Below are 26,456 nucleotides of genomic sequence, written 5' to 3' on the forward strand. Positions count from 1 at the left end.
TGGGGTGTGGCTGGTCGCGCAGTTCCTCCCCCAGCCTTCGGCCGGGGGTACCCCCAGCGCCCCTGACGGGGCGCCTGTTCTAAGCCTCGTTCAAGAAGGCTCGCCAGCCTCCGTGATGGGTGATGTCCTCGGCGTCGGCCAGAGCGCTCGGTTCGCACAGGAAGCCGGGGACGCTGGTGCCGTCCGCCAGGTCGACGCTGCCCAGGGTCATGGGGTGGGGGAGCGCGGCCAGCAGGCGGCCCAGGCTCTCGGGCGGCAGGCTCCACACCTCCGCCTCGATTGCTGCCCCGCCCTCGTCCACGTGGACCAGGCCCGGCTTCGGCGGGGTCGTCGGTAGCGCATAGAAGCGGTATGCCGGTGCCGTCGTCGTGGTGCGCTCGAGTACTGCCCCCAGCGCCAGGAGCTGCGGGTTCAGGGGCTGGCCCGTCAGGTGGGCGCCCACCACCGCCAGGCTCACCCTCGGTTCCAGGGTGCGGGCGATCGTGGCCAGACGGTCGTCCGTGAACGCCGGTCCGATCAGCATCACGCCGAACGGCAGGCCGTCCACCTCGCCCGCCGGTACCGCCACGGCCGCCAGGTCGAAGAGGTTGGTGGAGTTGGTGAATCGGCCCAGGCGGGCGTTGGCGCCCAGCGGGTCGGCCGCCACCTCGGCGAGGGTGGGATGACCGGGGGTGGTGGGGAGCAGCAGGGCGTCCGCGTCGGCGAGTTCGGCCAGGGCGCGGGTGCGCAGGTCCGCCAGGCGGTCCTGGTCGGTGAAGAGCCGGTGCGCCGGGATGTCGCGGGCGCGGGTGATGATGCCGGCGACGGTGGGGTCGAGGCCCTCGCCGCCGGACGAGATCAACTTGTCGATAAAAGGCCCCACTGCCGTGTAGCGCTCGGCCACGAAGGCGCCCTCGTAGAGCATCGCCGCAGCCTCGGTGAACGGGGTCAGGTCGAGCGGGCGGATCGAGGCGCCCGCGGCCCTCAGACGGTCCACCGCCTTCTCGTATGCCTCCGCCCAGCCCTCGTCCAGCTCGCCGAGCTGAGCGAGCGGCGGGACCGCGATCCGCCAGGGGCCCGGGGCCCGCTGGGGGAGCGGCGGAAGCGTGCGGTCCGGTGGGGCCGCCAGGTACGACAGTGCCTGCTCCGCCTCCGGGAGGGTGCGGGCGAACACCGTCACGCAGTCGACGGACGCGCAGGCCGGGACGACACCGGCCGTCGGGACCAGGCCGCGGGTCGGCTTCAGGCCGACGATGCCGTTGAAGGCGGCCGGCACCCGGCCCGATCCCGCGGTGTCCGTGCCCAGGGCGAGGTCGACGATGCCGAGGGCGACGGCGACGGCCGAGCCGGAGCTGGAGCCGCCGCTGATCCGGCTGGGGTCGATGGCGTTGCGGACCGCGCCGTGCGGGGAGCGGGTGCCGACCAGGCCGGTCGCGAACTGGTCGAGGTTGGTGGTGCCGAGGGCGAGTGCGCCGGCCGCGCGCAGGCGGGCCACCACGGGAGCGTCGGCCTGCGGTTCGTACGCGTACGCCGGGCAGCCCGCCGTCGTGGGCAGGCCGTGCACGTCGATGTTGCCCTTGGCGGCGAACAGGCGGCCCGCGAGGGGGAGGTGTTCCCCCGCGGCCACCCGCTCGTCGAGCGCGTGGGCCTCCGCCTCGACCTCCGCCCGCGGGCGCAGGTCGATCCAGATCTCGGGGCGGTCGACCGCTTCGATGCGCGCGTAGGCGGCACGGACACGGGAGACGGTGCTGGACATGCTCTTGCTCCTGTCGCTCAGTTCGCGGCCGGCGCCAGGACGAGCAGTGCCGTCCCCGCCTCCACCTGGTCGCCGGGCCGGGCCAGGATCTCCGTCACCACGCCGGGCATCGGCGCGTGCACCCTGGACTCCATCTTCATCGCCTCCAGGGCGAGGAGCGGCTGGCCCGCCGTCACCTCGTCGCCCGGCGCGACGTTCAACTGCCACACGGAGGCCGCGAACTCGGCCTCTATCAGGCGGCCGCCCGGCGGGACGGACACCTCGGCCGGGGCGGCGGCCGGTGCGGCCGAGGCCTCGGCCCGCGCGAACTCGCCCGCCGCTTCCCACGCGTCGCGCTCCGCCGCGAAGGCCGTCTGCTGCCGTGACCTGAACTCCGCGATGGATGCGGCGTGTTCGGCGAGGAATCCCTGGTACGCGGAGAGGGAGAAGGTGCCTTCCTCGACGCGCGGGACGAAGCGGCCGGAGGTGATGTCGGCGCGCAGGTCCAGGAGTTCGTCGGCCGACACCGGGTACCACCTGATCCGGTCGAAGAACCGCAGCAGCCACGGCATGCCCGGCTCGAACGCGCCGCGCTGCTGCCAGCCCGACCACACCTGGGTCGTGCGGCCCACGAACTGGTAGCCGCCGGGCCCCTCCATGCCGTAGATGCACAGGTAGGCGCCGCCGATGCCGACGGAGTTCTCGGCGGTCCAGGTGCGGGCCGGGTTGTACTTCGTCGTGACCAGGCGGTGGCGGGGGTCGAGCGGGGTGGCCACCGGGGCGCCCAGGTACACATCGCCCAGGCCCAGGACCAGGTACTCCGCGTCGAAGACCGTGCGGTAGACGTCGTCGACCGCGTCCAGGCCGTTGATCCGGCGGATGAACTCGATGTTCCACGGGCACCAGGGGGCGTCGTCGCGGACGCCCGCCATGTAGCGGGCGATGGCCTCGCGGGTCGCCGGGTCGTCCCAGGAGAGGGGGAGGTGGACCGTGCGGGAGGGGACCACGAGTTCGTCGGTCGGCGGCAGAGCCAGCACGATCTCCCGCACCGCACGCAGGAGTCCGGCCTGGGCGAGGACGCGCGGGTCGGTCCGGACCTGGAGCGAGCGGATGCCGGGAGTGAGGTCCGTGACCCCGGACAGGTCGGCCGCCGTCACCGCCTCCATCAGGGCGTGGACGCGCATCCGCAGGGCGAGGTCCAGCTGCATGGGGCCGAACTCGACCAGCAGGTTGTCGTCGCCGCTGCGCCGGTAGGTCACGTCACCGTCCCGGGCCAGGACTCCGCCGTCGACGATCTCGGGGCGGGGCGCGCCCGTGGCGTCGACCGGGGTGAAGCGGACCGTGTCGCCGGGGCGGAGCTGGCCGAGCTTCCAGCGTTCGCCGCTCAGGACGGTCGCCGGGCACACGAAGCCACCCAGGGAGGGGCCGTCGGGGCCGAGCAGGACCGGCATGTCGCCGGTGTAGTCGACGGCGCCGACCGAGTACGGGGTGTCGTGGATGTTGGAGGGGTGCAGGCCCGCCTCGCCGCCGTCGGTGCGGGCCCAGCGCGGCTTGGGGCCGACCAGGCGGACGCCGGTGCGCGCCGAGTTGAAGTGCACCTTCCACTCGGCCGCGTAGAAGTCCCGGATGTCCTCCTCGGTGAAGAACTCCGGAGCGGCATGCGGGCCTTCGACGGCCGCGAGGTGCCAGGCGGCGGTGAAGCGCGGGCGGTCGGCGACCGGCTCGCCGTCCGTCACCGCCCCGCCGTGCAGGACGTCGCCGGTGCGCAGGGCCCGGCCGCCGTGGCCGCCGAACCGGCCCAGGGTGAAGGTGCTCGCACTGCCGAGGAAGGCGGGGACGTCCACGCCGCCGCCGGCGAACAGGACGTAGGTGCGCAGGCCGTGCTCGGCAGGCGCGCCGATCTCCAGCAGACCGCCCGCCGGGACCGTCACCGGCTCCCACTGGGCGACCGCGGCGCCGTCGACCGTCACCGGGGCCGGGGCACCGGTCACGCAGACGGTGGTGGGGTGGGTGAAGCGCAGGGACGGGCCCTGGAGGGTGCATTCGAGGCCGGGCGCGCCCTCCGGGTTGCCGAGGGCGCGGTTGCCGAGGCGGAAGGAGCGGTCGTCCATCGGGCCGCTCGGGGGGACACCGACCTGCCAGTAGCCGGTCCGGCCCGGCCAGTCCTGGACCGTGGTGAGCGTGCCGGCGGCGACGACCTCGATCCGGGAGGTGGGATCGGTGACCGTGGCGAGGGTGGCCGTGGAGTGGGCGGCGGCCCGGAACGCGGTATCGGCGAGCGCCGCGCGCACCAGCCCGAGGTTGGTCTCGATGCCGTCGACGCGGGTGCCTGCCAGTGCCTCGTCCAGCCGTCGCAGCGCCTGGGCGCGGTCGGGACCGTACGCGATGACCTTGGCGAGCATCGGGTCGTACGACGTCGTCACCTCGGTGCCGGTCTCCACCCAGCCGTCGACGCGTACGCCCTCCGGGAACTCGACCCGGGTCAGCAGGCCCGCGCTGGGACGGTGTTCGCGGGTCGGATCCTCGGCGTAGACGCGGGCCTCGACGGCGTGGCCGCGCGGTGCGCCCGGTTCGCGGACGACGTCGGTCTCGCCGCGGGCGAGGCGCAGCATCCAGGCGACCAGGTCGACGCCGTAGATCTCCTCGGTGACCGGATGCTCCACCTGGAGGCGGGTGTTGACCTCCAGGAAGTAGGCCTCCTCGCGGGCCGCGTCGTACACGAACTCGACCGTGCCGGCCGAGCGGTAGCCGACCGAGGCGCACAGGTCGCGGGCGGCGGCGGCCAGTTGGGCCCGGACCTGCGGGGGCAGGCCGGGGGCGGGGGCCTCCTCGACCACCTTCTGGTTGCGGCGCTGGAGGGAGCAGTCCCGGTCGCCGAAGGTGACGACCCGGCCGGAGCCGTCGCCGAACACCTGGACCTCGACATGGCGGGCGTGCTCGACCAGGCGTTCCAGGAAGACCCCGGCGGAGGAGAAGGAGGCGGCGGCGACGCGCTGGACGCGGTCCCAGGCGTCGGTCAGTTCATCGGCCGATCGGCATGCCGACATGCCGATACCGCCACCACCGCCGGTGGCCTTGAGCATGACCGGGTAGCCGATCGCGGACGCCTCGCGCAGGGCCTCCGGAAGGTCGTGCAGCAGACCGGTGCCGGGCGCGAGGGGGACACCGGCCGCCCGGGCCGCGGCCCGGGCCGTGTGCTTGGCCCCGAACAGCTCCAGCTGCTCCGGGGCCGGGCCGACGAAGACGATCCCGGCCTCCTCGCAGCGCCGGGCGAAGACGGCGTCCTCGGACAGGAATCCGTAGCCGGGGTGGATCGCGCCCGCGCCGGTGTCCTTGGCCGCCTTCAGGACCAGGTCGGCGTCGAGGTACGACTCCTTGGCCGGGGCCGGGCCGAGCCGGACCGCCTCGTCGGCCAGGCGTACGTGCGGGGCCGAGCGGTCGGGGTCGGAGTAGACGGCGACCGTGCGCAGGCCCAGTTCGCGGGCGGTCCGGATGATGCGGACGGCAATCTCGCCCCGGTTGGCGACCAGGAGTTTCTCGAAGGAGGTCACTCCGCGGCCCCGGTGATCGTCATCGCCACGGCCGTCGGGTCGAAGCCGTTGCAGGGGTTGTTGATCTGGGGGCAGTTGGAGACCAGGACGAGGACGTCGCGTTCGGCGCGCAGGGTCAGCTTCCGGCCCGGGGCCGAGAGGCCGTCGACGATGCCGAGGGTGCCGTCCTTCTCGACCGGCACGTTCATGTACCAGTTGATGTTGGAGACCAGGTCGCGCTTGCCGAGGCCGTGCCGGGCGCCCTCGGCGAGGAAGTTGTCCACGCAGGCGTGCTGGGACCAGGTGTGGTGGCCGTAGCGCAGGGTGTTGGACTCCTTGGAGCAGGCGCCGCCGACCGTGTCGTGCCGGCCGACCTCGTCGGCGGTCACCGTCATCAGCGGGGTGTGCTCGTTGGAGAGCAGCACGCTGTTGGTGGTGAGGAAGATGGAGCCCTGGCCGTGGACGGTGTCGGGCGCGCTGTAGCGGACCGACGTGTCGTGGGCGTCGTAGACGAGGAAGTCGACGGCCTGGTTGCCGTGCAGGTCGGTGATGGTGAGGGTCTGGCCCTCGCGGATGACGGCGGACCAGGCGGCGCGGGCCGGGACGACGGTCTGCGTGCTCATGCGAGCCCCCTCGCGGCGAGGAATTCACGGGTGTTGAGGAAGGCGCGGCGGCCTTCGGGGGTGGCGTCCCACAGGGGGTCGCCGGGCGGGGTGGGCGCGGCCCGCCAGGCCAGGACCTCCAGCGGGGTGCTGACGTAGTCGGGGCGCGGGTCGGCCGGGTGCGGGACGTTCGCGATCAGTACGGTCACGTCCTGCTCGGCGCGGAGCGTGACGCTGCCGCCGGGGCCGGCCGAGCCGGTGAAATCAAGCGTGCCGTCCTCGCGCACCTCCACGCCCTGGAAGAACGACAGGGACGGCGGCAGGTCGCGCGGCTCCAGGCCGTTCTTGGCCGCCGCCAGCTTGAACAGCTCGCGTCCCGCGGGGGAGGGCGACTGCGGGGTGCCGTCGCCGTACCGCTCGGTGTTGCGGACCAGGGTGGAGGTGCCGCACAGCGCGTCGTGCCGGCCGGAGGTGTCGGCGACGACGGAGGCGAGGACCCGGCCCTGGTCGGAGAGGAGCAGTACGCCCTCGCCGAGGTAGGCGTTCCACTGGACCTTGACCGTGTCGGCGACGTTCAGCCGCTCCCAGGGGCGGTCGGCGGCGTACAGCAGGAGGTGGGCGCAGGCGTCGCCGGCCTGGTCGGTCAGGCGCAGTTCGGTGCCGCGGGCCAGGACGCGGTGCGTGTAGTTGCCGCCCGCCACGGTCTCGGCCCACACCAGGTGGCCGGCCTCGCAGGGCGGGTCCGGCCAGTCGGCGGCCGGTACGACGGGCATGGCCTCGGCGCGGGCGCCCTCCTGGGCTCGGGCGTGGGCGCGGGCTCCGTACGTGGTCGCTGTCGCCATCGCTGACCTCCGGCTCCTTGGTCTGGGGGTAGGACGCGGGTGGGCCCCGGGGATATTTCTGTCGCCCGACAGAAATTAGGGGCGGGCCGGGTCGGCGGCGTTGCCGTGGCGTTCCGGCCCGGTTACCGAGGGCTCACCGGGGGCGGCGGTACGGCAAGGGCCGCGTCGGCGTGATCGCCGTACGGCGCAGTGTGCGAGGATCGAACGCATGGGGACGAGCAGTGGCCGCCGGGTCGGCCGGCCGCGGGCCGCGCAGCGACCGGACAGCGGTCTTGAGCCGCGCGCCGAACTGCTCGCGGCCGCGGCCGAGTTGTTCACCACCCGCGGCTACGCGGCCACCACCACCCGGGCCGTCGCCGAGCGGGCGGGGATGCGGCAGGCGTCGATGTACCACTACGTCTCCGGTAAGGAAGATCTGCTCGCCGAACTCCTTGAGTCCACCGTCACGCCGTCCCTGGCCTGCGCGCGGGAACTGCTCGCGGACGACGTGACCCCGGCCGAGGAGCGGCTGCGGGTCCTGTGCCGGGCCGACGTGGAGCTGCTGTGCGCCGGCCCGCACAATCTCGGCGCGCTCTACCTGCTGCCCGAGGTGCACGCCGAGCGGTTCGCCGGCTTCCATGCCGTGCGCGCCGAACTCAAGGACGCGTACCGGCAGTTGATCGCCGCCACGGCGGCCGGCGGGGCGCTGGCCAAGGGGGAGCTGGAGCTGCGGACCGATCTCGTCTTCGGGCTGATCGAGGGCGTCATCCTCGTCCACCGCTCCGAACCCGAGCGCCCCGCCCACGAGTTCGCCCGCGCCACGGCCGAGGCCGCGCTGCGGATCGTAGGGGTCTGAGGAGACTCGCGGGGGCGGCGGAGGTTTCGCTCCGGAGGCTCCTTTCATCCGTCACGGTGAGTGGTCTCCGCACACCCGTACGCCATGACGCGCCGTGTTCGAATGAATGCCCTCCGTGCAAAACGACCGAGGGTACTCCAGTCCTTTGGGCGTTTTCAGGTGCTTGCCGAATATGACACGGCGTTGATCCGGTCGGACTAAGCTCGCCCGCGGCGCACCGAGTTGAGGTGAATTCGTGCGCCTGTTCCCAAACATACGGAAGATCCAGACTGCTCCATGAACCTTCCCCCCACGAGCTCCCCCGACACCCAGCCGATTCGTCTCAGAAGGCATACATGGTGAGTGTGCAATCGCCTCCCGATGGCCGTGAACTTTCCCTGGCGCGCGTGCTGTTGCTGCCCGCCATACTGATGGCCGCGGCAACCGCCGCCGCCGTCGTCCTGGTGGCGGGGTCCGCCCGGATCGCCGTCGGCGTGTGCGGGGCCGTCGGCATGCTGCTGGTGCTCGCGACGGCGGCGGAAGCGGTGCGCCGCGGCCGTAGGCTCCGGGACGCCCGGGCCGAGCACGACCGTCACAGCGCGTATCTGGAACGGCGCCTCACCGCGAGCGACGAGGAGATCGAGCACCTCGGCCGGGAGGTCTTCCCGACCGCGCTCTACCGCCTGAAGGCCGGCGAGTCACCCAAAGAGGTGGTCCGCCAGCTCTTCGACGTCGACCCGCGGATGCGCCACGCGCCCGAGTCGCAGCGCCGGCTGATCCGCATCATGCTCGACATCGTCGACGAGGAAGACCTCCAGCGCGACTCCCTGGAGCGTTCGTTCGTCAGCGTCGCCCGGCGCGTCCAGGCCATCGTCCACCAGCAGGCCCACGAACTGCGGGAGATGGAGGAGGACCACGGCCGCAACCCCGAGGTCTTCGACGACCTGCTGCGCATCGACCACGGCACCGCGCTGATCGGACGCCTCGCCGACTCGGTCTCCGTGCTCGGCGGCGGCCGCCCGGGCCGCCAGTGGCCCAACCCCGTCGCCCTCTACAGCGTGCTGCGCGGCGCCATGTCCCGGATCCTGGAGTACCGGCGCATCGAGCTGCACTCCATCTGCCAGGTCAACATCAAGGGCACCTCCGTCGAGCCGGTCATCCACGCGGCCGCCGAACTCCTCGACAACGCCACCCGCTACTCGCCGCCCTCCACCAAGGTGCACGTCACCGCCGTCGAGGTGCAGTCCGGCGTGTGCATCGAGATCGAGGACGCCGGCGTCACCCTCAACGAGGAGGCCCGCGACCGCCTGGAGGGCCTGCTGGAGAAGGCCAAGCAGGGCAAGGACATCCAGGTCCTCGGCGAGAACCCGCGCCTCGGCCTCTCGGTCGTGGGCCGCCTGTGCAAGACGTACAACATGGACGTCTCGCTGCGCGCCTCCGCGTACGGCGGCGTCCGGGCCGTCCTCATCGTGCCCAGCGACATGATGACCACCGACCCCGCCCCCGGCATCGCCCACGGCATCGGCGCCACCGGCATCCCCAAGCCCGAGCTGGGCGCCCTCGAAGGCCCCAAGCGCCCGCCCAAGAGGCGCCGGCCCACCAGCCCCCGCATCCCCGCCGGGATCTCCATGGAGGACGACGTCCCCGAGGTCACCGAATGGACGGCGGGCGGGCTGCCGCAGCGGCGAAGCCGGATGAAGACGCCGCTCAGCCAGCGGATCGCCGAGCAGGCCGCCATCGAGCGCGCCGAACGCGAGGGCAACCCGACCATCTGGTCGCAGCACAAGGAGCCCGAGCCGGAGCCGGAGGCGGAGCGCCGCGAGCCCGGCCTCTGGGTGGAGGCCTTCTGGGAGGGGCTCAAGAAGAACAACCCGGGTGTCCACCCCACCGACTTCACCCGGAACCCCACCAAGTACCTGCATCTGATCAACGATCCGGCCGGCACCGAGGCCGATGACGAGGGGGACCTCAAGTGATCCAGCAGCGAGGCAACTTCGACTGGATGCTCAAGCAACTCGCCGACGGCGTACCGGGCGTGGAGATGATCGTCGTGCTCTCCGCCGACGGCCTGCGCATCGCCCGGCACGGCGGCGACCCCGACGCCGCCGACCGGCTCGCCGCGGCCTGCGCGGGCGTGCAGAGCCTGGCCAGTGCCGTCGCCCAGGAGCTCCCCATCAGCAACGGCGACATGAACCTCGTCCTGATCGAGATCGACAGAGGCTACTTCTACCTCATGTCCGCCGGTGCCAACGCCTACCTCGCCGTGCTCGCCGACGTCACCTGCGAACCGGGCCGGATGAGCGAGATGATGCGCGACCTGGTCGTCCGCATCGGCGCCCACCTCACCAGTCCGCCCCGGCGGAACGGGCAGACCGTATGACTCCTCCGCGACGCAAACGGCGCCAGCCCAGGCCGGAACTCGCTCCACCCCCGGTCCCGTCCGCGCCGCCGACCCCCGAGAGCGGCGGCGAGGACGGCGACAGCAAGAACCCCGAACGGCTCTACGTCATCAGCGGCGCCGACGGTGCCCGGGCCGAACTCGACCTGGTCACCTTAATCGTGGCGCGCGCCGCCGCACCGCCCTCCGTCACCCCGGAGCAGGCGGCGCTGCTCCGGCTCTGTCTCGCCCCGCTGTCCGTGGCCGAGCTCTCGGCCTACCTCAACCTGCCGTTCAGCGCGATGACGGCACTGATCACCGAGCTGATCACGGCCGAACTGGTGCAGGCGCGCGCCCCGATCGTCCGCCAGGCGCTCCCCGACCGTTCACTTCTCGAAGCGGTGATGCATGGACTTCAAAAGCTCTGAGACGATCCCCGGCCCCCGCACCGAGGATCATCTGCCGCACACCGCCCAGGCCGCGGTCAAGATCGTGATCGTGGGCGGCTTCGGGGTCGGCAAGACCACCATGGTCGGTTCCGTCAGCGAGATCAGGCCGCTGACCACCGAGGAGACCATGACCCAGGCCGGTATCGGGGTCGACGACAACTACGGCTCCGACTCCAAGACCGCCACCACCGTGGCCATGGACTTCGGCCGCATCAGCATCACCGACCAGCTGGTCCTCTACCTCTTCGGCACCCCCGGCCAGGAGCGCTTCTGGTTCCTGTGGAACGGCCTGTTCGAAGGCGCCCTCGGTGCGGTCGTCCTCATCGACACCCGGCGCCTGGAGGTCAGCTTCGACGTGATGGGACGCTTGGAGGAGCGCGGCGTGCCGTTCGTCGTCGCCGTCAACTCCTTCCCGGACGGGCCTCGTTACCCCATCGAGGAACTGCGCACCGCGCTGGACCTGCCCCCCGATGTCCCCATCATCGAGTGCGACGCCCGCCGCCGGGCCTCCAGCCGTGACGTCCTGATGACGCTGATGCGCTTCCTGCACTCGCTCGCCATGTCCGGCGCGCTCACCTGACACCTCGTTCGGACTCTTCCGGACTCTTATAAGAATCATTCGGATCTCTTCGGAGCGATCACTGTGACGCCTGAATCCCCCTTCCCGGCCGGCGCCAGCACGGACCCGGTCCCGCCGCCCGGCTGTCCGGCGCACGACCGCGGCCCCGGCGGACTCCAGCGGCTCTACGGCGCCGACGCGGACCACCTGGGCGAGCTGTACGAGAAGCTGCGCGAGGAACACGGCTCCGTGGCGCCCGTCCTGCTCCACGACGACGTACCGATCTGGGCGGTCCTCGGGCTCACCGAGAACCTCCAGATGGTCCGCACCCCCGCCGTCTTCACCCGGGACAGCCGCATCTGGACCCCGCTGCGCGAGGGCATGGTCAAGCCGGACCACCCCCTCATGCCGCACATCGCCTGGCAGCCCATCTGCTCGCACGCCGAGGGCGACGAACACCTGCGGCTGCGGGCGGCGGTCCAGGGCGCCATGACCACCATCGACCACCGCAGCATCCGCCGCCTCATCGGCCGCTACACCCAGCTGCTGGTCAACGAGTTCTGCGAGAAGGGCCGCGCCGAACTGGTCTCCCAGTACTCCGAGCACCTGCCGATGGCGGTCATGTGCGAACTCCTCGGCATGCCCGAGGAGTACAACGACCGGATCGTGGAGGCCACCCGGGACGCGCTCAAGGGCACCGAGACCGCGATCGCCAGCAACGAGTACGTCATGGGCTGCCTGACCCGGCTCACCGCCCGCCGCCGGGCCCGCCCCGAGGACGACTTCACCAGCCACCTCGTCAACCACCCGGCCGGGCTGAACGACGACGAGGTCGCCCAGCACCTGCGGGTCGTCCTCTACGCCGCCTACGAGACCACCGCCAACCTCCTCGCCAACGCGCTGCGCATGGTCCTCACCGAGCCCGGCTTCCGCGCCCAGCTCAACGGCGGCCAGATGACCGTGCCCGAGGCGATCGAGCAGTCCCTGTGGGACGAGCCGCCGTTCAGCACCGTCTTCGCCTACTTCGCCAAGCAGGACACGGAACTCGGCGGCCAGCGCATCCGCAAGGGCGACGGACTGCTCTACGCGCCCGCGCCGGGCAACGTCGACCCGCGCGTCCGCCCCGACCTGAGCGCCAACATGCAGGGCAACCGCTCCCACCTCGCCTTCGGCGGCGGCCCGCACGAATGCCCCGGCCAGGACATCGGCCGTGCCATCGCCGACGTCGGTGTCGACCAGTTGCTCACCCGGCTCTCCGACATCCAGCTCGACTGTGACGAGGAGGAGCTGCGCTGGCGCGCCTCCATCGCCTCCCGGCACCTGGTGGAACTGCCGGTGCGCTTCGACCCCAAGCCGAAGCAGGACGTCACCCTCATGCCGAGCCCGGCCCTCGTCCCCCCGCAGCGCACCGACTGGCAGGTCGGCGTTCCCCGCCCGGCGGCACCGGAACCGGTCCCCGCTCCGGCTCCCGCCCCCGAGCCCCAGCCGGCGGCGCCGGTGGCCGTGTCCGCCTCCGATCCGGCCAGGCCGCGCGGCATCTGGCCCAGGCTGCGCCGCTGGTGGCTGGGCCGCTAAAGGACCTGGTCGCCGGCCCACGCCGGGTACGACTCCCAGGCCTGCAGCGTCCGCCCGCTGCACAGCCGGTGCTCCACCCCCGTGACCGGATCGGTGAACTCCAGCCGCCGCGCCAGCAGTTGCAGCGGCCGCCGGAAGTCACCGTCCGGCACGGGGCCGGCCACCTCGGGGTACAAGGGATCCCCGAGAATCGGCACGCCCAACGCGCTCATGTGGACGCGCAGTTGATGGGTCTGCCCGGTGTGCGGGGTGAGCCGGTACCGGCCCAGGTCGCCTCTGCGTTCGACCAGTTCGACGAGGGTCTCGGCGTTGGGCTCCCCCTCGATCTCCCGGGCCGCCAGCACCCCACGCTCCTTGAGGATCCGGCTGCGTACGGTCCGGGAAACGGTGAGCGAGGGGTCGTACGGCGCGATCGCCTCGTACTCCTTGCGCACCCGCCGCTCGCTGAACAGCCTCTGGTACGCGCCTCGCTCCGCGGGCCGCACGGTGAACATCACGAGCCCGGCCGTGAGCCGGTCCAGCCGGTGCGCGGCCCCGAGCGCGGGAATCCCCAGCTCCCGCCGCAGCCGGGCGAGGACGGTCTCGGTGACGTGACTGCCGCGGGGCGTGGTGGCGAGGAAGTGCGGCTTGTCGGCGACGACGAGGTGGTCGTCGCGGTGGACGACTTCGAGGGGGAAGGGGACGGGGACCTCGGGGGGCAGGTCGCGGTGGAACCAGAGGCGGAGGCCGGGGGAGTAGGGCGCGTGGGCGGCGACGGGGTGTCCGTCGGCGCCCACGATCAACCCTGCGTCCAGCATCTCCTCGACGACACCGGGGGCGGCTCCGGAGAGCCGGGCGACGAGGTACGCGCCGACGGTCTCCCACTCCTCGGAGAAGGGCAGCCGGATCCGCACGGGGTCCACCCCTTGGCGCTGGGGGAGGGGGGAGGGCGGGGCTGCGGTCTTACGTCTCATGTGCAGCCAAGGTTACGGGGATGCGCCCCTTGAGGGGCGCGGGGCCGTACCGATATGCGGCTCCGCCGCGTGGGCGCGACCAGCCACACTCCACCCGCACCCGACCCACTACGCCGCAGCCTCCGGCACAGCAACCGCACGTCGAGACTCCGCCCGGGTGAGCCTCCAAACGCCGCCCACCACGACAGTCCCGACCAGGAACAACACGGTGAACCACCGGAAGTACCAGTGGCCCCCACTGGGGTCGTACACCGCCCCCCGAGGCCACGCCAGGTTCACGGTCATCACCAGCCCGTACAGCAGCGCGACCGCGTTCACCGGCACCCCCCACCGCCCCAGCGAGAACAGCGGCGCCCCGGTCTCGTCCGTCCCCTCGACCCGGAACTCCCCACGCAGCCGCCGCACCAGCAGCGGCCCGGTCACCATCGCGTACGCGAGGTACAGCATCACGATGCACGTGGTCCCGATCGCCAGGAACGCGTCCGGCGAGGCGAAGTTGAGCAGCAGCAGTACGGCGGCCAGCACCCCCACCACCACGGCCGGCGCCCCCGGCATCCCGGTCCGCGGATTCACCCGCGCCAGCCGGTCGGCGAACGGCAGCTGCCCGTCCCGCGCCATGGAGAACAGCATCCGGGACGCCGCGGTCTGGATCGCCAGCGTCGCCACCGCGATCGCCACCACCACGTCGGCCAGCAGCACCCGGCCCACCCCGTCCCCGAGACTGCTGGTCAGGACGTAGCTCAGCCCGTCGACCCCCAGGTGCCCGTCGGTCAGGCTGGGCGCGGCCAGCAGGCCGCCCAGGACGACCAGGCCGCCGAGCAGGCCCGCGGCGGCCAGCGCCGTGAGGATCGTGCGCGGCGCCGTACGGCGCGGGTGGTGCGTCTCCTCGCTCATCTCGCCCGCGCTGTCGAAACCGATCATCACGTACGCGGCCGTGAACGAGCCGACCAGAAGGGCACCCAGCAGACCGCCCTCGGCCGCCGTACCGGTGTGGAACGTGATGCCGGGGGAGCGCTTGGAGTGGGTGAGCAGCAGCACGATGATCAGTGCCGCGCCGATGATCTCGGCGGTCACCCCGACCCGGTTGATCACGGACATCACCCGGTTGTCCATGACGTTCACGAGGGTGGTCAGCACCAGCAGGACGACGCCCAGCACGGCGGCGTTGGCGGCCCCGTCGGCCGAGGTCACCGCGGTGTCCGTGCCGATCAGCTGGAAGCCGGACCACAGCGCGGGCAGCACCATCTGGAGGGCGAGCGCGGCCGCCGCGACCACCACGATCTGCCCGATCACCATGATCCAGCCGGCGAACCAGCCGAAGGACGGGTTCGACAGGCGTGAGGACCACTGGTAGATGGCGCCGGAGATCGGGTAGCGGCCGGCCAGTTCGGCGAAGCACGCGGCCACCAGCAACTGGCCGATCAGGACGGCCGGCCAGGCCCAGAAGAAGACCGGGCCGCCGAACGCGTACCCGAAGGCGAAGAACTGGAAGACGGTCGTCAGTACGGAGATGAAGGAGAACCCGGCGGCGAACGAGGCGTACCGGCCGAGGCTGCGGTGCAGCTCCTGGCGGTAGCCGAACTCCTCCAGGGAGCGGTCGTCGGGTTCCACGGGGCGGTCGTCGAGTGTCGTCACGGCGGCACCTGCCTGTCAGGCGGACTTCCTGTCGAGGACGGAAATCGCGGATTTCCTGTCGGGCGACAGAAATTAGGGACGCGCTGTTTCGGACGCGTCACGCGGGCGTGTCCGGGGCGGGCCCAAGTCCTCACGCCCTTGCGGAGTCCGCTCAGACGCGATACATCGTGTGTATTGACGAGCTCGCTCGACTCGCGATATGTTCGGCCACGGATATTCGGAGACGAGGTGGTCGGTGTGGCGATGAAGCGGCGCAAGCTCAGCAATCCCCTGGCGCTCGTCGTGCTGACCACCCTCTGGCAGAAGCCGATGCATCCGTACGAGATAGCCCAGACCATGCGCCGTCAGGGCAAGGACACCAGCACCCGGATCAACTACGGCTCGCTCTACACGGTCATGCAGAACCTGGAGAAGCACGGCTTCGTCGAGGTGGCCGACGTGGAGCGGCAGGGCAACCGCCCGGAGCGCACGGTCTACGGCATCACCGACGCCGGGCGCGAGGAGATGATCCACTGGCTGTCCGATCTGATGGCCGTCCCGGTGAAGGAGTACCCGATCTTCGAGACGGCGCTCTCGCTGATGGGCGCCCTGCCGCCCGACGAGGTCGCGCGCCTGCTGGAGGAGCGGCTGAGCTCCCTGGAGGTGGAGGTCGTCGGCGGCAGGGCCGTGCTGGAGAAGCTGCACGAGACGCTGCCCCGGCTCTTCGTCGTGGAGGTCGAGTACCACCTGCACATGCTGGAGGCGCAGACCGACTGGGTCCGCGGCTTCGTGCGGGAGATGCGGGACGGTTCGCTGCCGGGCGTCGAGGGCTGGCGCCGGTTCCACGAGACCGGCGAGTTCCCGCCGGAGTTCACGGAGGTGGAGCAGCAGTAGAGGAAGCTGCGAGAGAGAAAACAGACCCCGGCAGAGCTGTTGCAGCAGCTCCGCCAGGGTCTCGAACCCCGAGCTGAATCCGCCGTGGGGCAGATCCGGGCGATCGAGGTGCGGCACATCCAGGATAGCCCGGCGCTCCTCAGGTGGATCAGCTGTCATCCCCTGTCATCTGTCATCCGCTCATTCAGGAGAGCCCTGTCATGAACACCCGTGCGCCCGCAGTGCAGGCGCGCCAGCTGATCAAGACCTATCCCGGCGACGTCACCGCGCTGAACGGCATGGACGTCACCGTCGAACCCGGCACCGTCTTCGGGCTCCTCGGGCCCAACGGCGCCGGCAAGTCCACCACCGTCAAGATCCTCACCACCCTGGCCCGCCCCGACTCGGGTACCGCCACCGTGGCCGGCCACGACGTGCTGCGCCACCCCGACCGGGTGCGCCGTGCGATCGGCGTGGTCGCCCAGAACTCCGGGGCCGACCCGGTCGCCACCGGCCGGGAGAACCTCCAACTCCAGGGCAGGCTCTACGGCTTGCGCGGGGCCGGGCTGAACCGCCGGGTCGACGAACTGCTGGACCGCTTCACCCTCACCGAGGCCGCCGGCCGCCAGGTCAAGGGCTACTCCGGCGGCATGCGGCGCCGGCTCGACGTGGCCCTCGGCCTGGTCCACCGCCCCGAGGTGCTCTTCCTCGACGAGCCCACCACCGGTCTCGACCCCGAGGCCCGCACCGCGATGTGGGACGAGATCGGCCGGCTGGCCGGCCAGGAGGGCCTGACCATCCTGCTCACCACGCACTATCTGGAGGAGGCCGACCGGCTCGCCGAGCGGATCGCGATCGTCGACCGCGGCCGGGTCGTGGTCGAGGGCACCCCGGACTCCCTCAAGGGCGAACTGCGCGGCGACGCCGTCCACGTGGAGCTGCGCGAGGCGCCCGGGGAGGCCGGCCGCACCCTGCTCACGGGTGCGCTGACCGGGCTGCCGGGCGTGCACGAGGCGCTGTTCGACGGGCGCCGGATCAGCGCCCGCGCCGACGACGGGGCCGCCGCGATGCCGGCACTGCTGGCCGCCCTGGAGCGGGCCGGGGTGACCGTGGTCGCCGCGACCGTCGCCCGGCCCTCCCTCGACGACGTCTACCTGCGCTACGCCGGCCGCCGTTATGCGGAGGCCGACGCCGCCGACTCCGGTTCCCTCGCCCTGGCCGGAGGCGCGCGATGAGCAACGCCGTGTCCCAGACCTGGTACATGACCCAGCGTCAGCTGGTGGTGTTCGCCCGGCAGCCGGCGTTCGCCGTCATCACCCTGATCCAGCCGGTGATCTGGCTGTTCCTGTTCGGCAACCTCTTCAGGAAGGTCGTCGAGCTGGGCGGCTTCGGCACCACCTCCTACCTCGACTACCTGGTGCCGGGCGTGGTCGTGATGAGCGCCCTCAGCTCCAACATGTGGGCGGGTATGGGCACCCTGGAGGAGATCCAGCGCGGCACCCTCAACCGCTTCCTGACCACACCGGTCAGCAGGGCCGCGCTGATGAACGGCAACGTGGTGAACAACGGCCTGGTCACCGCCGGCCAGTCGCTGATCATCGTGCTGCTCGGCCTGCTGGGCGGCGCCGACTACCCGGGCGGGATCGGCGGCATAGCCGTCCTGCTGGTGTCGGCCGTGCTGCTCGGCACGATCTTCGGCGCGCTGTCCAACGCGCTCGGCATGCTGGTGCGGGAGCGGGAGTCGATCATCGGGATCAACACCTTCCTGCTGCTCCCGCTGACCTTCCTCTCCAGCGCCTTCATGGCACCGTCCCAGATGCCCGGCTGGATGCGGCACATAGCCGACTTCAACCCGCTCAACTGGGCGATGGTGGCGAGCCGTTCGGCGCTGTCGGCGGACCCCGACTGGGGTGCGGTGCTCGGCCGCGGCGGGGCGCTGCTGGCGCTGGCGGTGGCGGCCGTGTGGCTGTCGATCAGGACCTTCAGGTCGTACCAGCGGTCGGTGTGACCGACACGTCGTACCGGCGGTCGGACTGACCGGCAACGGGTGGCGGCACCTCCTCGTGGGGTGCCGCCGGTCCGCGGTGCCGCCGGTCCGCGGTGCGGCCGGTCCGGTCAGGCCGCGGCCGCGCCGCCCTCCTGCTCCTCCTCGATCCGGGCGTTCCACTCGCGCTTGGAGGCCTGCCAGCCGTCCTCGTTGTGCCCGAGACGCCAGTAGCCGGAGATCGACAGGTCCTCGCGCGGGATCTGGCGCTCGACGCGCAGCAGCGCCCGCAGCTCCTTCACGAAGCTCGCCTCGCCGTGCACGAAGGCGTGCGCCCGGCCCTGAGGGAACTCCAGCGCCCGTACGGCGGCGACCAGGGCCTCGCCGACCGGCCGTTCGCCCCGGTGCAGCCAGACGACCTCCACATCGGAGTCGATCTTCTGCTCCTCCTCGGGGCCGGAGATCTCGACGAAGGCGAACGCCTTCGCCCCGGCCGGCAGGGACTCCAGGGAACGGGCGATCGCCGGCAGCGCGCTCTCGTCACCGGCGAGCAGATGCCAGTCGGCCTCCGTGTCGGGGGCGTAGGCGCCGCCGGGGCCCATGAAGCGCACGGTCTCCCCGGGCTGCACACGGCACGCCCACGGCCCGGCCAGACCCTCGTCGCCGTGCACCACGAAGTCCAGGGCCAGCTCCCGGTGCTCGGGATTCCACGAGCGCACGGTGTAGGTCCGGGTCACCGGCCAGTGCTCGCGGGGGAACTCGGCCCGGATCTGCTCCAGGTCGAAAGGCTCCGGATAGGTGACGCCCGCCGGCCCGAAGAGGAGTTTCACGTAATGATCGGTGCAGGTGTCCGGGGCGAAGCCGGCCAGCCCGTCACCGCCGAGGACCACGCGCTGCATGTGCGGGCTCAGCCGCTCGGTGCGCACCACCTGAGCGGAATGGGGCTTACGCGGCTTACGTCCCGGGCGCTCTGCCATGACCGGCCTCCCTGCTCAATGGTTAGGTTAACCTAAGTTAGCACCTCCTTCCCGGTTGACACCTCTTCCATGAACACTTGCCGAGCGGGTTTTGCCGGAAGAATTCCTTCGGGCGTCAGGCTTCCAGGGTCGCCAGCAGGCGGTTCAGCGAGCCGCCCAGGCCCCAGCGGGCGGCGAGGGTGTTCAACCGCGCGGGGTCCCGGGGGGCCTTCGGCAGCGCCGTGTCGACGTCCGGCAGCGGGACGTCACCGGCGACCCGGACCACCTTCGGTGCCACGGCGACATACGGCCGGGCCTCGTCCAGCCGCTTGCGCTGCGACGGCGTGAGCTTCGCCTTCGGGTCGTCGACCGCGGCCATGATCCCGGCCAGGTCGCCGAACTCGGCGAGGAGCTTCGCGGCCGTCTTCTCACCGATGCCCGGCACCCCCGGCAGACCGTCGCTCGGGTCGCCGCGCAGCAGCGCCAGGTCCGCGTACCCGGGTCCGTCCACGCCGTACTTCTCGCGCAGCCATGCCTCGTCCGTCATCTGCAGCGTGCCGACACCCTTGAGCGGGTACAGCACCCGCACCCCGCGCCCGTCGTCCACCAGCTGGTAGAGGTCGCGGTCGCCGGTGACGATGTCCACCGGGCCCGCGGCGCGCGCGGTGAAGGTGCCGATCACGTCGTCGGCCTCGTACCCGGCGACACCGACCCGGGCGATGCCGAGCGCGTCCAGCACCTCCTCGATGACCGGCACCTGCGGGGAGAGGGTGTCCGGCACCTCCTCCTGGTCCGGTCCCGTCTCGCGCTCCTCGGCGACCCGGTGCGCCTTGTAGGAGGGGATGAGATCGACCCGCCACTGCGGCCGCCAGTCCGCGTCCATGCAGGCCACCAGCAGGTCCGGACGGTGGTCCTTGACCAGCCGGTCGATGAAGTCCAGCAGCCCGCGCACGGCGTTCACCGGCGTGCCGTCCGGCGCCTTCACGGAGTCCGGGACGCCGAAGTAGGCGCGGAAGTACAGCGAGGCGGTGTCGAGAAGCATCAGTCGAGCGGTCACGCCACGCATCATGCCGTACGGCACTGACGGCGACCGGCTCCCCGTGCGGCCGCCCGTGTGGTGAAGTCCACCCCGCCCGCCCTGCTCCGGACCCGGCCGGCGGCCGTACCCTCTGACGCCCCGCCCCCGCCCGTTCCTGTGAGCAGCCCGTGATCCGCCAGCTCCTGCCGCTCCTCCTGCTGCTGACGGCCGCCGTGGCCGTGCCCCGGTTCTCGGAGGCGAGCCCGGACCCGGCGTCGGCGGCCACCGCCCGCTTGGAGGCGCTGGCCGGGGACGTGACGCGGGCGGACGGCGCCGTCTTCGACGCCCGCGACGACACCGGCCGCACCCTGGACACCGCCGAGATCACCCAGGTACCGGAGGCGTACGGCGGCGGCTACCTCGCCGTCTACCACACCACCCTCGCCGACGGCCGCTTCCACACGGCCGTCGCCACCTCCGCCGACCTGCGCACCTGGACCCGCCGCCACGACTTCGGTCCCGGCACCAGTCAGCCCTCCCTGCACACCGACGGCACCGGCGGATGGGTCCTCGCCTACGAAAAGGATCCGGCCAACCACATAGCGCTACGGCACTACCCAAGCCTTTCCGCCCTGCTGGCCGGCACGGCCGACCGTGCGTTCGACGCGCCCCGGACCCTGTCCCGCTGCGCCGAGGGCACCCCCGACATCACCGCGGTCCACGGCGACACCGTGGAGCTGACCGGCCACTACCGCGCCGACTGTGCCACCGACCGCCAACTCCGGGCCACCCTGCGGGACTTCACCGTCTGGAGGGTCCGCCCGGACCACCGCCTCGACCAGGCACTCCTCGCCTGGGGCACCGCCGGGAACATCGGCGACCGTTCGCGCATTGAACTCATGGGGCGTCCCCTCGTCCTGATCGAGGGCCAGCGCCTGCGGAACGACTTCGGGAGCTGGTCCACCTATGCCTACGACCCCGGCTCCGGCCGCGCCGACCGGCTGAGCCCGCGCACCCCCGGCGGCAGCCGCGCCTTCGCCAATCCGTCGGCCGCACTGCTGACCGACCCCGACGGCCGTCCGGCCCTCCTGGTCAGCGTGTTCATCCCGAAGGAGGAGTCCGGGCCCGGTGAGTCCGGCGAGCTCGTGTACTGGCGTGAACTGTGAGGGTCGCGCTCACCGGACGTGACAGGGATGTGACGGCCGCCTGAAACGGTTTGCCGAACATGCGTAGGGTGCAGAGAACCCATCAGGAGGGGCCCGGCCGGAGCGGGGCACCCGAAGGACGGAACGACGAGCGAAGGAGGGAGCCGGAGCGATGGGCGACCACAAAGACCAGCAGCCCGTGCGGGTGGGCGCGGCAGTGCGGCGGCGCCGCCGTGCGCTGGAGCTCACCCTCGCCGTCGTGGCCGAACGCAGCGGCCTGTCGGTGCCCTTCCTGAGCCAGGTCGAGAACGACAGGGCCCGCCCCAGCCGCACCTCCCTGGAGAAGCTCGCCGACGCCCTGCGCACCACGGCCGTCGAACTCCTCGCCGCCGCCGACCCGGCGTGCAGCGTCGACGTCGTACGCGCCGACGACACCACCGAGCCGGACTTCGCGCCCCGGGTGCGTTCCCTGGTCCGCGGTCACCACCAGTTGCACGCCTCGGAGTTCACCGGCGACCATGACGCCGGCCGCGAATTCCAGCACCGCAACGACGAGTTGATGTACGTCGCCGACGGCGCCGTGGAGGTCGAGGCCGAGGGCCGCGCCTACCGCCTCGGCCGCGGCGACACCCTCTACCTCACCGGCGGGGTCCGCCACCGCTGGCGCGCGACGGTCCCGGACACCCGGGTCGTCGTGGTGGCGGTGGCGGAACACATCGAGGCAGTCCACGATCGCCAGCGCTGAAGCACCCCGGCCCGAAGCCTTTGCAGCGCCCCCGTCTGAAGCGCCCCGTAAGGGGTGCGGGGCTGTATCTGATATGCGGCCGACGCCGCGTGGGCGCGACCAGCCACAACGCACCCGCAGCGCACCACGGCGCGTAGTCTCCCTGGTCCCCTCCCTCACCGAGGCAATCGCAGAAACGCTCCCCGAAGTCCTCGTCGGCGCCACAAACTGGTGCTCCCACCCGGCCGACCTCGACGTCACCCGCATCGGCGGCACCAAGAACCCCGCCCTCGACCGCATCCTCGCCCTCACCCCCGACCTGGTGATCGCCAACGAGGAGGAGAACCGCGCCCCCGACCTGGACGCCCTGCGCACCGCCGGTGTGGAGGTCCTGGTCACCGAGGTGCGAAACGTGCCGCAGGCCTTCCGCGAACTGGCGAGGGTCCTGGCCGCGTGCGGGGCGAGCGGCCGCCCCCGCTGGCTGGACGACGCGGAGCAGGCCTGGTCGGCGCCGATGCCCGAGCCCTTCGCCACGGCGGTCGTACCGATCTGGCGGCGGCCGTGGATGGTCCTGGGCAGGGACACGTTCGCGGGTGATGCGCTGGCCCGGCTGGGCGTCCGCAACCTCTTCGGAGACCATCCCGAGCGCTACCCCCGGATCCCGGTCGAGGAGCTGCTCGACGCGGCCCCCGACCTGGTCGTCCTCCCGGACGAGCCCTACCGCTTCACCGCCGCCGACGGCCCGGAGGCGTTCCCCGGGCTGCCGTGCGTACTGCTCAGCGGACGGCACCTGACGTGGTACGGACCGTCACTGGCCGAGGCGCCGCGGGTGCTGGGCGGGGCCCTGCGAGCAGCTCACCGCTGAGCAGCCCGCGTACGGTGCCGGAGGCGGCCGCGAGCCAGCCGGCGGCGAGGACGGCGTACAGACCCACCGCCAGCCAGTGGTAGCCGGTGAACCCGGTGTGCCGCCCGAGCGCGGCGGCGCCCGTGACGCACGTGCCCACGGGGAAGGTGAAGGCCCACCACGTCATGGCGAACCGCATGCCGTGCCGCCGGGCCCGCACCACGTGCGCGGTCGCCAGCGCCAGCCACAGCAGCGCGAACCCCATGACCGGAACGCCGTACAGCACGGCGAGGAGACCGAAGCCGGCCGCGTACGGTGCCGGTACGACCCCGGGGGCGAGGTCCGCGAAGGCGCCCACCGCCGTCGTCGACTGCCCGAGCGGGCCCAGCACCAGGAAGATCGTCGGCGTCAGCGCGAGCGGCAGCGGACCGGCGGTGACCAGCCGGGCGAAGACGAGCGTCAGCATCAGCAGCGTCGTCAGCAGGCTCAGCCCGAAGAGCGCGAAGCAGCCGTAGAGCAGGGCCTCGCGGGGCTGCCCTGGCGGCAGCTGCGGGATCAGCTGCGGACCCACCGCGGCCGACACCATGGGGGCGACCAGCGGCAGCAGCCACGCCGGAGAGGCCTGACCGGGCTCGACCCGGTGCCGTACGGCCAGCAGGTACGGTACGGCGACGGCGGCCACGAGCCCCACCGTGGTACCGGCGACGAACAGCACGGAGTCGAGCGCGACGGCGGCCGGCTCGCCGATCCAGTCCCGCCCGAGGGCGAGGGCACCGGCGCCGACGGCGAGCAGGGCCATGGCGAGGCAGCCGTAGAAGGGGGCGACCGCGGGATCGCGGAGGTGGGCGAGGGCCTGGTCGCGGTGGTAGGCCCAGTGCAGGGCACGGGCGACCAGCAGGACCAGGAGCTGCAGCAGGGACAGCGCCCAGATGCCGACGAAGAGCTCGCGCGGACCGCCGGCGCCGAGGGCGACGCCGCCGAGGGCGAGGGCCGCGGTGCCCATGACGGACGCGTACCAGTTGGGGCCGAGATTCCGGACTGCGGTGAACATGAGTCCACGGTCCCGCCGCTTCGGGCCCGCTACCAGGGAGTCCGCCTCTATGGGGGCATAAGCTGGTCTTATGAGCGAGAGGGAGGAACGGGCGGGCGGCGGCACCCTGGCGCACCGGGTGCCGGACCTGGGCGCGCTGGAGCTGCTGCTGGCGGTGGCGCGGCTGGGCAGCCTCGGGGCGGCGGCGCGGGAGGTCGGCATCACCCAGCCGGCGGCCAGCAGCCGGATCCGCTCCATGGAACGGCAGCTGGGCGTGGCCCTGGTCGACCGTTCACCGCGCGGCTCCCGGCTCACGGACGCCGGGGCGCTGGTCACCGACTGGGCGCGGCGGGTGGTGGAGGCGGCGGAGGCCTTCGACGCGGGGACCCAGGCGCTCCGGGACCGGCGGGACTCGCGGCTGCGGGTCGCGGCGAGCATGACCATCGCCGAGTACCTGCTCCCCGGCTGGCTGCTCGCGTTGCGCGCCCAGCGCCCCGACACGGCGGTGTCCCTGCTCGCCGGCAACTCGGCGGCGGTCGCGGAACGGCTGCTCGCGGACGAGGCGGACCTGGGTTTCGTGGAGGGCCTGACGGTCCCGCACGGCCTGGACTCGGCGGTGATAGCCCACGACCGCCTGATCGTCGTGGTCGCGCCCGCCCACCCCTGGGCCCGCCGCCGACGCCCGCTCGCCGCGGAGGAGTTGGCGGCCACACCTCTCATCCTCCGCGAACGCGGCTCCGGCACCCGCCAGGTCCTCGACGCGGCACTGGGCGGCCTGGCCCGCCCGCTGATCGAACTGTCGTCGACCACGGCCGTGAAGGCGTCGGCGGTCAGCGGCGCGGGCCCTGCGGTCCTCAGCGAACTGGCGGTGGGGGAGGAGCTGTCGATGCGACGGCTGGTCAGCATCCCGCTGGAGGGCATCGCCCTGCGCCGCGACCTACGAGCGGTCTGGCCAACCGGCCACCGCCCGACCGGCCCGGCCCGCGAGCTGCTGTCCCTGACCCGGGGTTGACCGTCCCAGGGGGCTCCGCCCCCTGGACCCCCGAATCCTCCGCCCACCCACCACCCGACTCGGTTACCTGAGAGGGGGCGGGCGAAGGCCGGTCCGCACCCCCACCAGCCCGTCTGGGGGTCCCCCTGGGGGAGTTTGAGGACGAGGCCGTTCAGGCCGAAGCGGGGGTCCGGGGGCGGCAGCCCCCGAAGTGGGCGGTCGAAGGGGGGCCACCCCCTGGAGGACGGGACGGGTAGGGGCGGCGGGGGCGAGAACCCGGCTCAGCGGCCCGACGCGGCGCCGACCAGCGCGTGCATCACCCGCAGATCCTCCCCCATCTCCGGATGCCACTGCACCCCGAGGACCCAGCCGCGCTCGGCGGGCAGTTCGACCGCCTCGACCGTGCCGTCGGCCGCGTGCGCCGACACCAGCAGCCCCTCTCCGAGGCGGTCCACCGCCTGGTGGTGGAAGGTGGGCACGGCGGTCTCCTCCGGGACCGTCTCCGCGTACCGCGTCCCGGGCACCGGCTTGACCGGGTGGCGGCCGAAGACGCCCGGGACCTCCGCGTGGCCGTCCATGTGCTGGACCAGGGTGCCGCCGAGCGCGACGTTCAGAAGCTGCATGCCCCGGCAGATGCCCAGCAGCGGTACGCCCGCGGCCAGCGCCGCGTCGATCAGGGCCAGCTCCCAGGCGTCCCGGGCCCGGGCGGGGCGGCCGGTGCGGGGGTTGGGCTCGGCGCCGTAACGGACCGGCTCGACGTCCGGGCCGCCCGCGATCACCAGGCCGTCCAGGCGGGCCACCGTCGCCGCCGCGTGCTCCGGGGCGTCCGGCGGCAGCATGGCCGCCAGGCCGCCGGCCCGCTGGACCAGCCGTGGGTAGCCGGCCGGCAGCAGGGCCGCCTCCAGCTCCCAGACACCCCAGCGCGCCCCGGCCTCCAGGTATGTGCTCACGCCGATCAGCGGCCGTCCGGTCATGGACCCCTCCCGTGTCATAAAGGTGTGCGTGCCCACCTTTATGACATGCCCATGGGCCGCTACGCCAGAAAGCCCCGCAGCAGCGCCGCCGTCCCCGCGCAGTGCTCCCGCATCATCTCCCGGGCGCCGTCCGCGTCTCCGTCCAGCACCGCCTCCACCAGCGCGATGTGCTGGCGCTGCGAGTGCTCCAGGTTGCGGACCAGGAGCGGGATGCAGTCCAGCAGGTCGTTGACCGTGGCCCGTACCGCCGCGTACTGGGCCGTGAGGGAGGGGGAGCCGCACAGTTCGGCGATCGTGAGATGGAGCAGGGTGTCGAGGCGGCGGTAGTCCGCCAGCGGCGCCTCGTGCGTGCGGGCGAGGGCCTCCCGCAGCCGGAGCGCCTGCTCGCCGGTCAGCCCGTGCGCCGCGCACAGGCCCGCCGCGCCCACCTCCAGGACCTCCCGGAAGCGCAGCACATCCTCGATGTCGACCTCGGCGATCCGGCGCCGCAGCTCGTCCTCGCCGCCCGCGTCCGCGCGCGGCAGCACGAACGTCCCGCCGTACCGCCCGCGCCGGGACTCCACCAGGCCCTGGTCCTGGAGCACCTTCAGGACCTCGCGCAGCGTCACCCGGCTGATCCCGAGCCGCTCCGCCAGCACCCGCTCGGCGGGCAGCCGCTCGCCGCCCGGGACCAGGCCCAGCCGGACCACCTGCAGGATCTGCTCCAGCGCCTCCTCGAAGCCGTTGCCCGCCCGCACCGGTCGCAACACCGGAGTCAACGGGTCGTCGAGGGCGCCGTCCGCGTCCAGCGACATATGGCCGTACCCCCTTCCCAAGCAATGGTTCTGTTCAATACCTTAGAGCTCCCCGCCCGGCCGCAGAAGCGCAGCACCATCGCGAACGAAGCCG

The 26,456-nt window shown here is 72.5% G+C and carries 24 protein-coding genes; 13 read left to right on the plus strand and 11 right to left on the minus strand.

All coding sequences use genetic code 11. From position 1 onward, the window contains the following. Positions 1–79 precede the first annotated feature (79 nt). Genes atzF through ABT137_RS07700 form a run of 4 tightly spaced genes read right to left on the minus strand, consistent with a single transcriptional unit; the run spans position 80 to position 6,688 of the window. On the minus strand, positions 80–1,735 hold the full coding sequence (gene atzF / locus ABT137_RS07685) for an allophanate hydrolase (protein ID WP_351704081.1): 1,656 nt from the start codon (positions 1,733–1,735) through the stop codon (positions 80–82). 17 nt (positions 1,736–1,752) lie between these two features. Further along, positions 1,753–5,265, minus strand: a complete 3,513-nt coding sequence (locus tag ABT137_RS07690) for a 5-oxoprolinase/urea amidolyase family protein (RefSeq protein WP_351704084.1) — start codon at positions 5,263–5,265, stop codon at positions 1,753–1,755. After that, positions 5,262–5,867 (minus strand): urea amidolyase associated protein UAAP2, encoded by a 606-nt coding sequence (locus tag ABT137_RS07695; protein ID WP_351704087.1) that lies wholly within the window; start codon positions 5,865–5,867, stop codon positions 5,262–5,264. Before ABT137_RS07695 ends, ABT137_RS07690 begins: the two co-directional genes overlap by 4 nt. After that, positions 5,864–6,688 (minus strand): urea amidolyase associated protein UAAP1, encoded by an 825-nt coding sequence (locus ABT137_RS07700; RefSeq protein WP_351704090.1) that lies wholly within the window; start codon positions 6,686–6,688, stop codon positions 5,864–5,866. The genes ABT137_RS07695 and ABT137_RS07700 overlap by 4 nt, the downstream gene beginning before the upstream one ends. A 208-nt stretch (positions 6,689–6,896) precedes the next feature. Here ABT137_RS07700 and ABT137_RS07705 point away from each other — a divergent pair, with 208 nt between their 5' ends. The 6 genes from ABT137_RS07705 (at position 6,897) to ABT137_RS07730 (ending at position 12,462) form a co-directional block, all read left to right on the plus strand. Then, a complete protein-coding gene (locus tag ABT137_RS07705) occupies positions 6,897–7,523 on the plus strand; it encodes a TetR/AcrR family transcriptional regulator (protein ID WP_351704093.1) in 627 nt (208 codons plus the stop codon). Positions 7,524–7,858: 335 nt separating this feature from the next. Continuing rightward, a complete protein-coding gene (locus ABT137_RS07710; protein ID WP_351704096.1) occupies positions 7,859–9,478 on the plus strand; it encodes a sensor histidine kinase in 1,620 nt (539 codons plus the stop codon). Continuing rightward, a complete protein-coding gene (locus ABT137_RS07715) occupies positions 9,475–9,882 on the plus strand; it encodes a roadblock/LC7 domain-containing protein (RefSeq protein ID WP_089103096.1) in 408 nt (135 codons plus the stop codon). The genes ABT137_RS07710 and ABT137_RS07715 overlap by 4 nt, the downstream gene beginning before the upstream one ends. Further along, positions 9,879–10,307, plus strand: coding sequence for a DUF742 domain-containing protein (locus ABT137_RS07720; RefSeq protein WP_351704099.1), 429 nt, complete (start codon positions 9,879–9,881; stop codon positions 10,305–10,307). Before ABT137_RS07715 ends, ABT137_RS07720 begins: the two co-directional genes overlap by 4 nt. Next, on the plus strand, positions 10,288–10,908 hold the full coding sequence (locus ABT137_RS07725) for a GTP-binding protein (RefSeq protein WP_351704102.1): 621 nt from the start codon (positions 10,288–10,290) through the stop codon (positions 10,906–10,908). Before ABT137_RS07720 ends, ABT137_RS07725 begins: the two co-directional genes overlap by 20 nt. A gap of 63 nt (positions 10,909–10,971) precedes the next feature. Next, positions 10,972–12,462, plus strand: a complete 1,491-nt coding sequence (locus ABT137_RS07730) for a cytochrome P450 (protein WP_351704105.1) — start codon at positions 10,972–10,974, stop codon at positions 12,460–12,462. Here ABT137_RS07730 and ABT137_RS07735 read toward each other — a convergent pair. Continuing rightward, complete coding sequence (locus tag ABT137_RS07735; protein ID WP_351704108.1) at positions 12,459–13,415, minus strand: RluA family pseudouridine synthase; 957 nt, start codon at positions 13,413–13,415, stop codon at positions 12,459–12,461. The genes ABT137_RS07730 and ABT137_RS07735 overlap by 4 nt on opposite strands. Before the next feature lie 108 nt (positions 13,416–13,523). Further along, a complete protein-coding gene (locus ABT137_RS07740) occupies positions 13,524–15,050 on the minus strand; it encodes an amino acid permease (protein WP_351704111.1) in 1,527 nt (508 codons plus the stop codon). A 243-nt stretch (positions 15,051–15,293) separates the two neighbouring features. Between ABT137_RS07740 and ABT137_RS07745 the strand changes: the two genes are divergently transcribed. The 3 genes from ABT137_RS07745 (at position 15,294) to ABT137_RS07755 (ending at position 17,910) form a co-directional block, all read left to right on the plus strand. Then, complete coding sequence (locus ABT137_RS07745) at positions 15,294–15,923, plus strand: PadR family transcriptional regulator (protein WP_351704720.1); 630 nt, start codon at positions 15,294–15,296, stop codon at positions 15,921–15,923. Positions 15,924–16,123: 200 nt separating this feature from the next. Then, positions 16,124–17,137: an ATP-binding cassette domain-containing protein gene (locus ABT137_RS07750; protein WP_351704114.1), complete on the plus strand. Its 1,014-nt coding sequence runs from the start codon at positions 16,124–16,126 to the stop codon at positions 17,135–17,137. Continuing rightward, entirely contained in the window at positions 17,134–17,910 is a 777-nt protein-coding gene (locus tag ABT137_RS07755) for an ABC transporter permease (protein WP_351704117.1), read from the plus strand. Before ABT137_RS07750 ends, ABT137_RS07755 begins: the two co-directional genes overlap by 4 nt. A gap of 107 nt (positions 17,911–18,017) precedes the next feature. Here ABT137_RS07755 and ABT137_RS07760 read toward each other — a convergent pair whose 3' ends face one another. Both ABT137_RS07760 and ABT137_RS07765 read right to left on the minus strand, forming a co-directional pair. Then, positions 18,018–18,863, minus strand: coding sequence for a siderophore-interacting protein (locus tag ABT137_RS07760; RefSeq protein ID WP_351704120.1), 846 nt, complete (start codon positions 18,861–18,863; stop codon positions 18,018–18,020). Positions 18,864–18,978: 115 nt separating this feature from the next. Then, positions 18,979–19,908, minus strand: a complete 930-nt coding sequence (locus ABT137_RS07765; protein WP_351704723.1) for a 5'-3' exonuclease — start codon at positions 19,906–19,908, stop codon at positions 18,979–18,981. 140 nt (positions 19,909–20,048) lie between these two features. On the opposite strand from ABT137_RS07765, the gene ABT137_RS07770 reads away from it, so the two are divergent. The 3 genes from ABT137_RS07770 (at position 20,049) to ABT137_RS07780 (ending at position 22,594) form a co-directional block, all read left to right on the plus strand. Then, on the plus strand, positions 20,049–21,026 hold the full coding sequence (locus ABT137_RS07770; RefSeq protein WP_351704123.1) for a hypothetical protein: 978 nt from the start codon (positions 20,049–20,051) through the stop codon (positions 21,024–21,026). 151 nt (positions 21,027–21,177) lie between these two features. Beyond that, positions 21,178–21,750, plus strand: coding sequence for a helix-turn-helix domain-containing protein (locus ABT137_RS07775; RefSeq protein WP_351704126.1), 573 nt, complete (start codon positions 21,178–21,180; stop codon positions 21,748–21,750). A gap of 73 nt (positions 21,751–21,823) precedes the next feature. Next, positions 21,824–22,594, plus strand: coding sequence for a helical backbone metal receptor (locus ABT137_RS07780; RefSeq protein ID WP_351704129.1), 771 nt, complete (start codon positions 21,824–21,826; stop codon positions 22,592–22,594). Here ABT137_RS07780 and ABT137_RS07785 read toward each other — a convergent pair. Beyond that, positions 22,506–23,624, minus strand: coding sequence for a TDT family transporter (locus ABT137_RS07785; RefSeq protein WP_351704132.1), 1,119 nt, complete (start codon positions 23,622–23,624; stop codon positions 22,506–22,508). The two genes, ABT137_RS07780 and ABT137_RS07785, sit on opposite strands and share 89 nt — an antisense overlap. 70 nt (positions 23,625–23,694) lie before the next feature. Between ABT137_RS07785 and ABT137_RS07790 the strand changes: the two genes are divergently transcribed. After that, positions 23,695–24,615, plus strand: coding sequence for a LysR family transcriptional regulator (locus ABT137_RS07790; RefSeq protein ID WP_351704135.1), 921 nt, complete (start codon positions 23,695–23,697; stop codon positions 24,613–24,615). Positions 24,616–24,875: 260 nt separating this feature from the next. Here the strand turns inward: ABT137_RS07790 and ABT137_RS07795 are convergent, their stop codons facing one another. Both ABT137_RS07795 and ABT137_RS07800 read right to left on the minus strand, forming a co-directional pair. Next, entirely contained in the window at positions 24,876–25,568 is a 693-nt protein-coding gene (locus ABT137_RS07795) for a gamma-glutamyl-gamma-aminobutyrate hydrolase family protein (protein WP_351704138.1), read from the minus strand. A 59-nt stretch (positions 25,569–25,627) separates the two neighbouring features. Further along, on the minus strand, positions 25,628–26,362 hold the full coding sequence (locus tag ABT137_RS07800; protein WP_351704141.1) for a FadR/GntR family transcriptional regulator: 735 nt from the start codon (positions 26,360–26,362) through the stop codon (positions 25,628–25,630). Between the last annotated feature and the right edge of the window lie 94 nt (positions 26,363–26,456).

The organism is Streptomyces sp. NPDC001980, assembly GCF_040296885.1.
GTDB lineage: Bacteria > Actinomycetota > Actinomycetes > Streptomycetales > Streptomycetaceae > Streptomyces.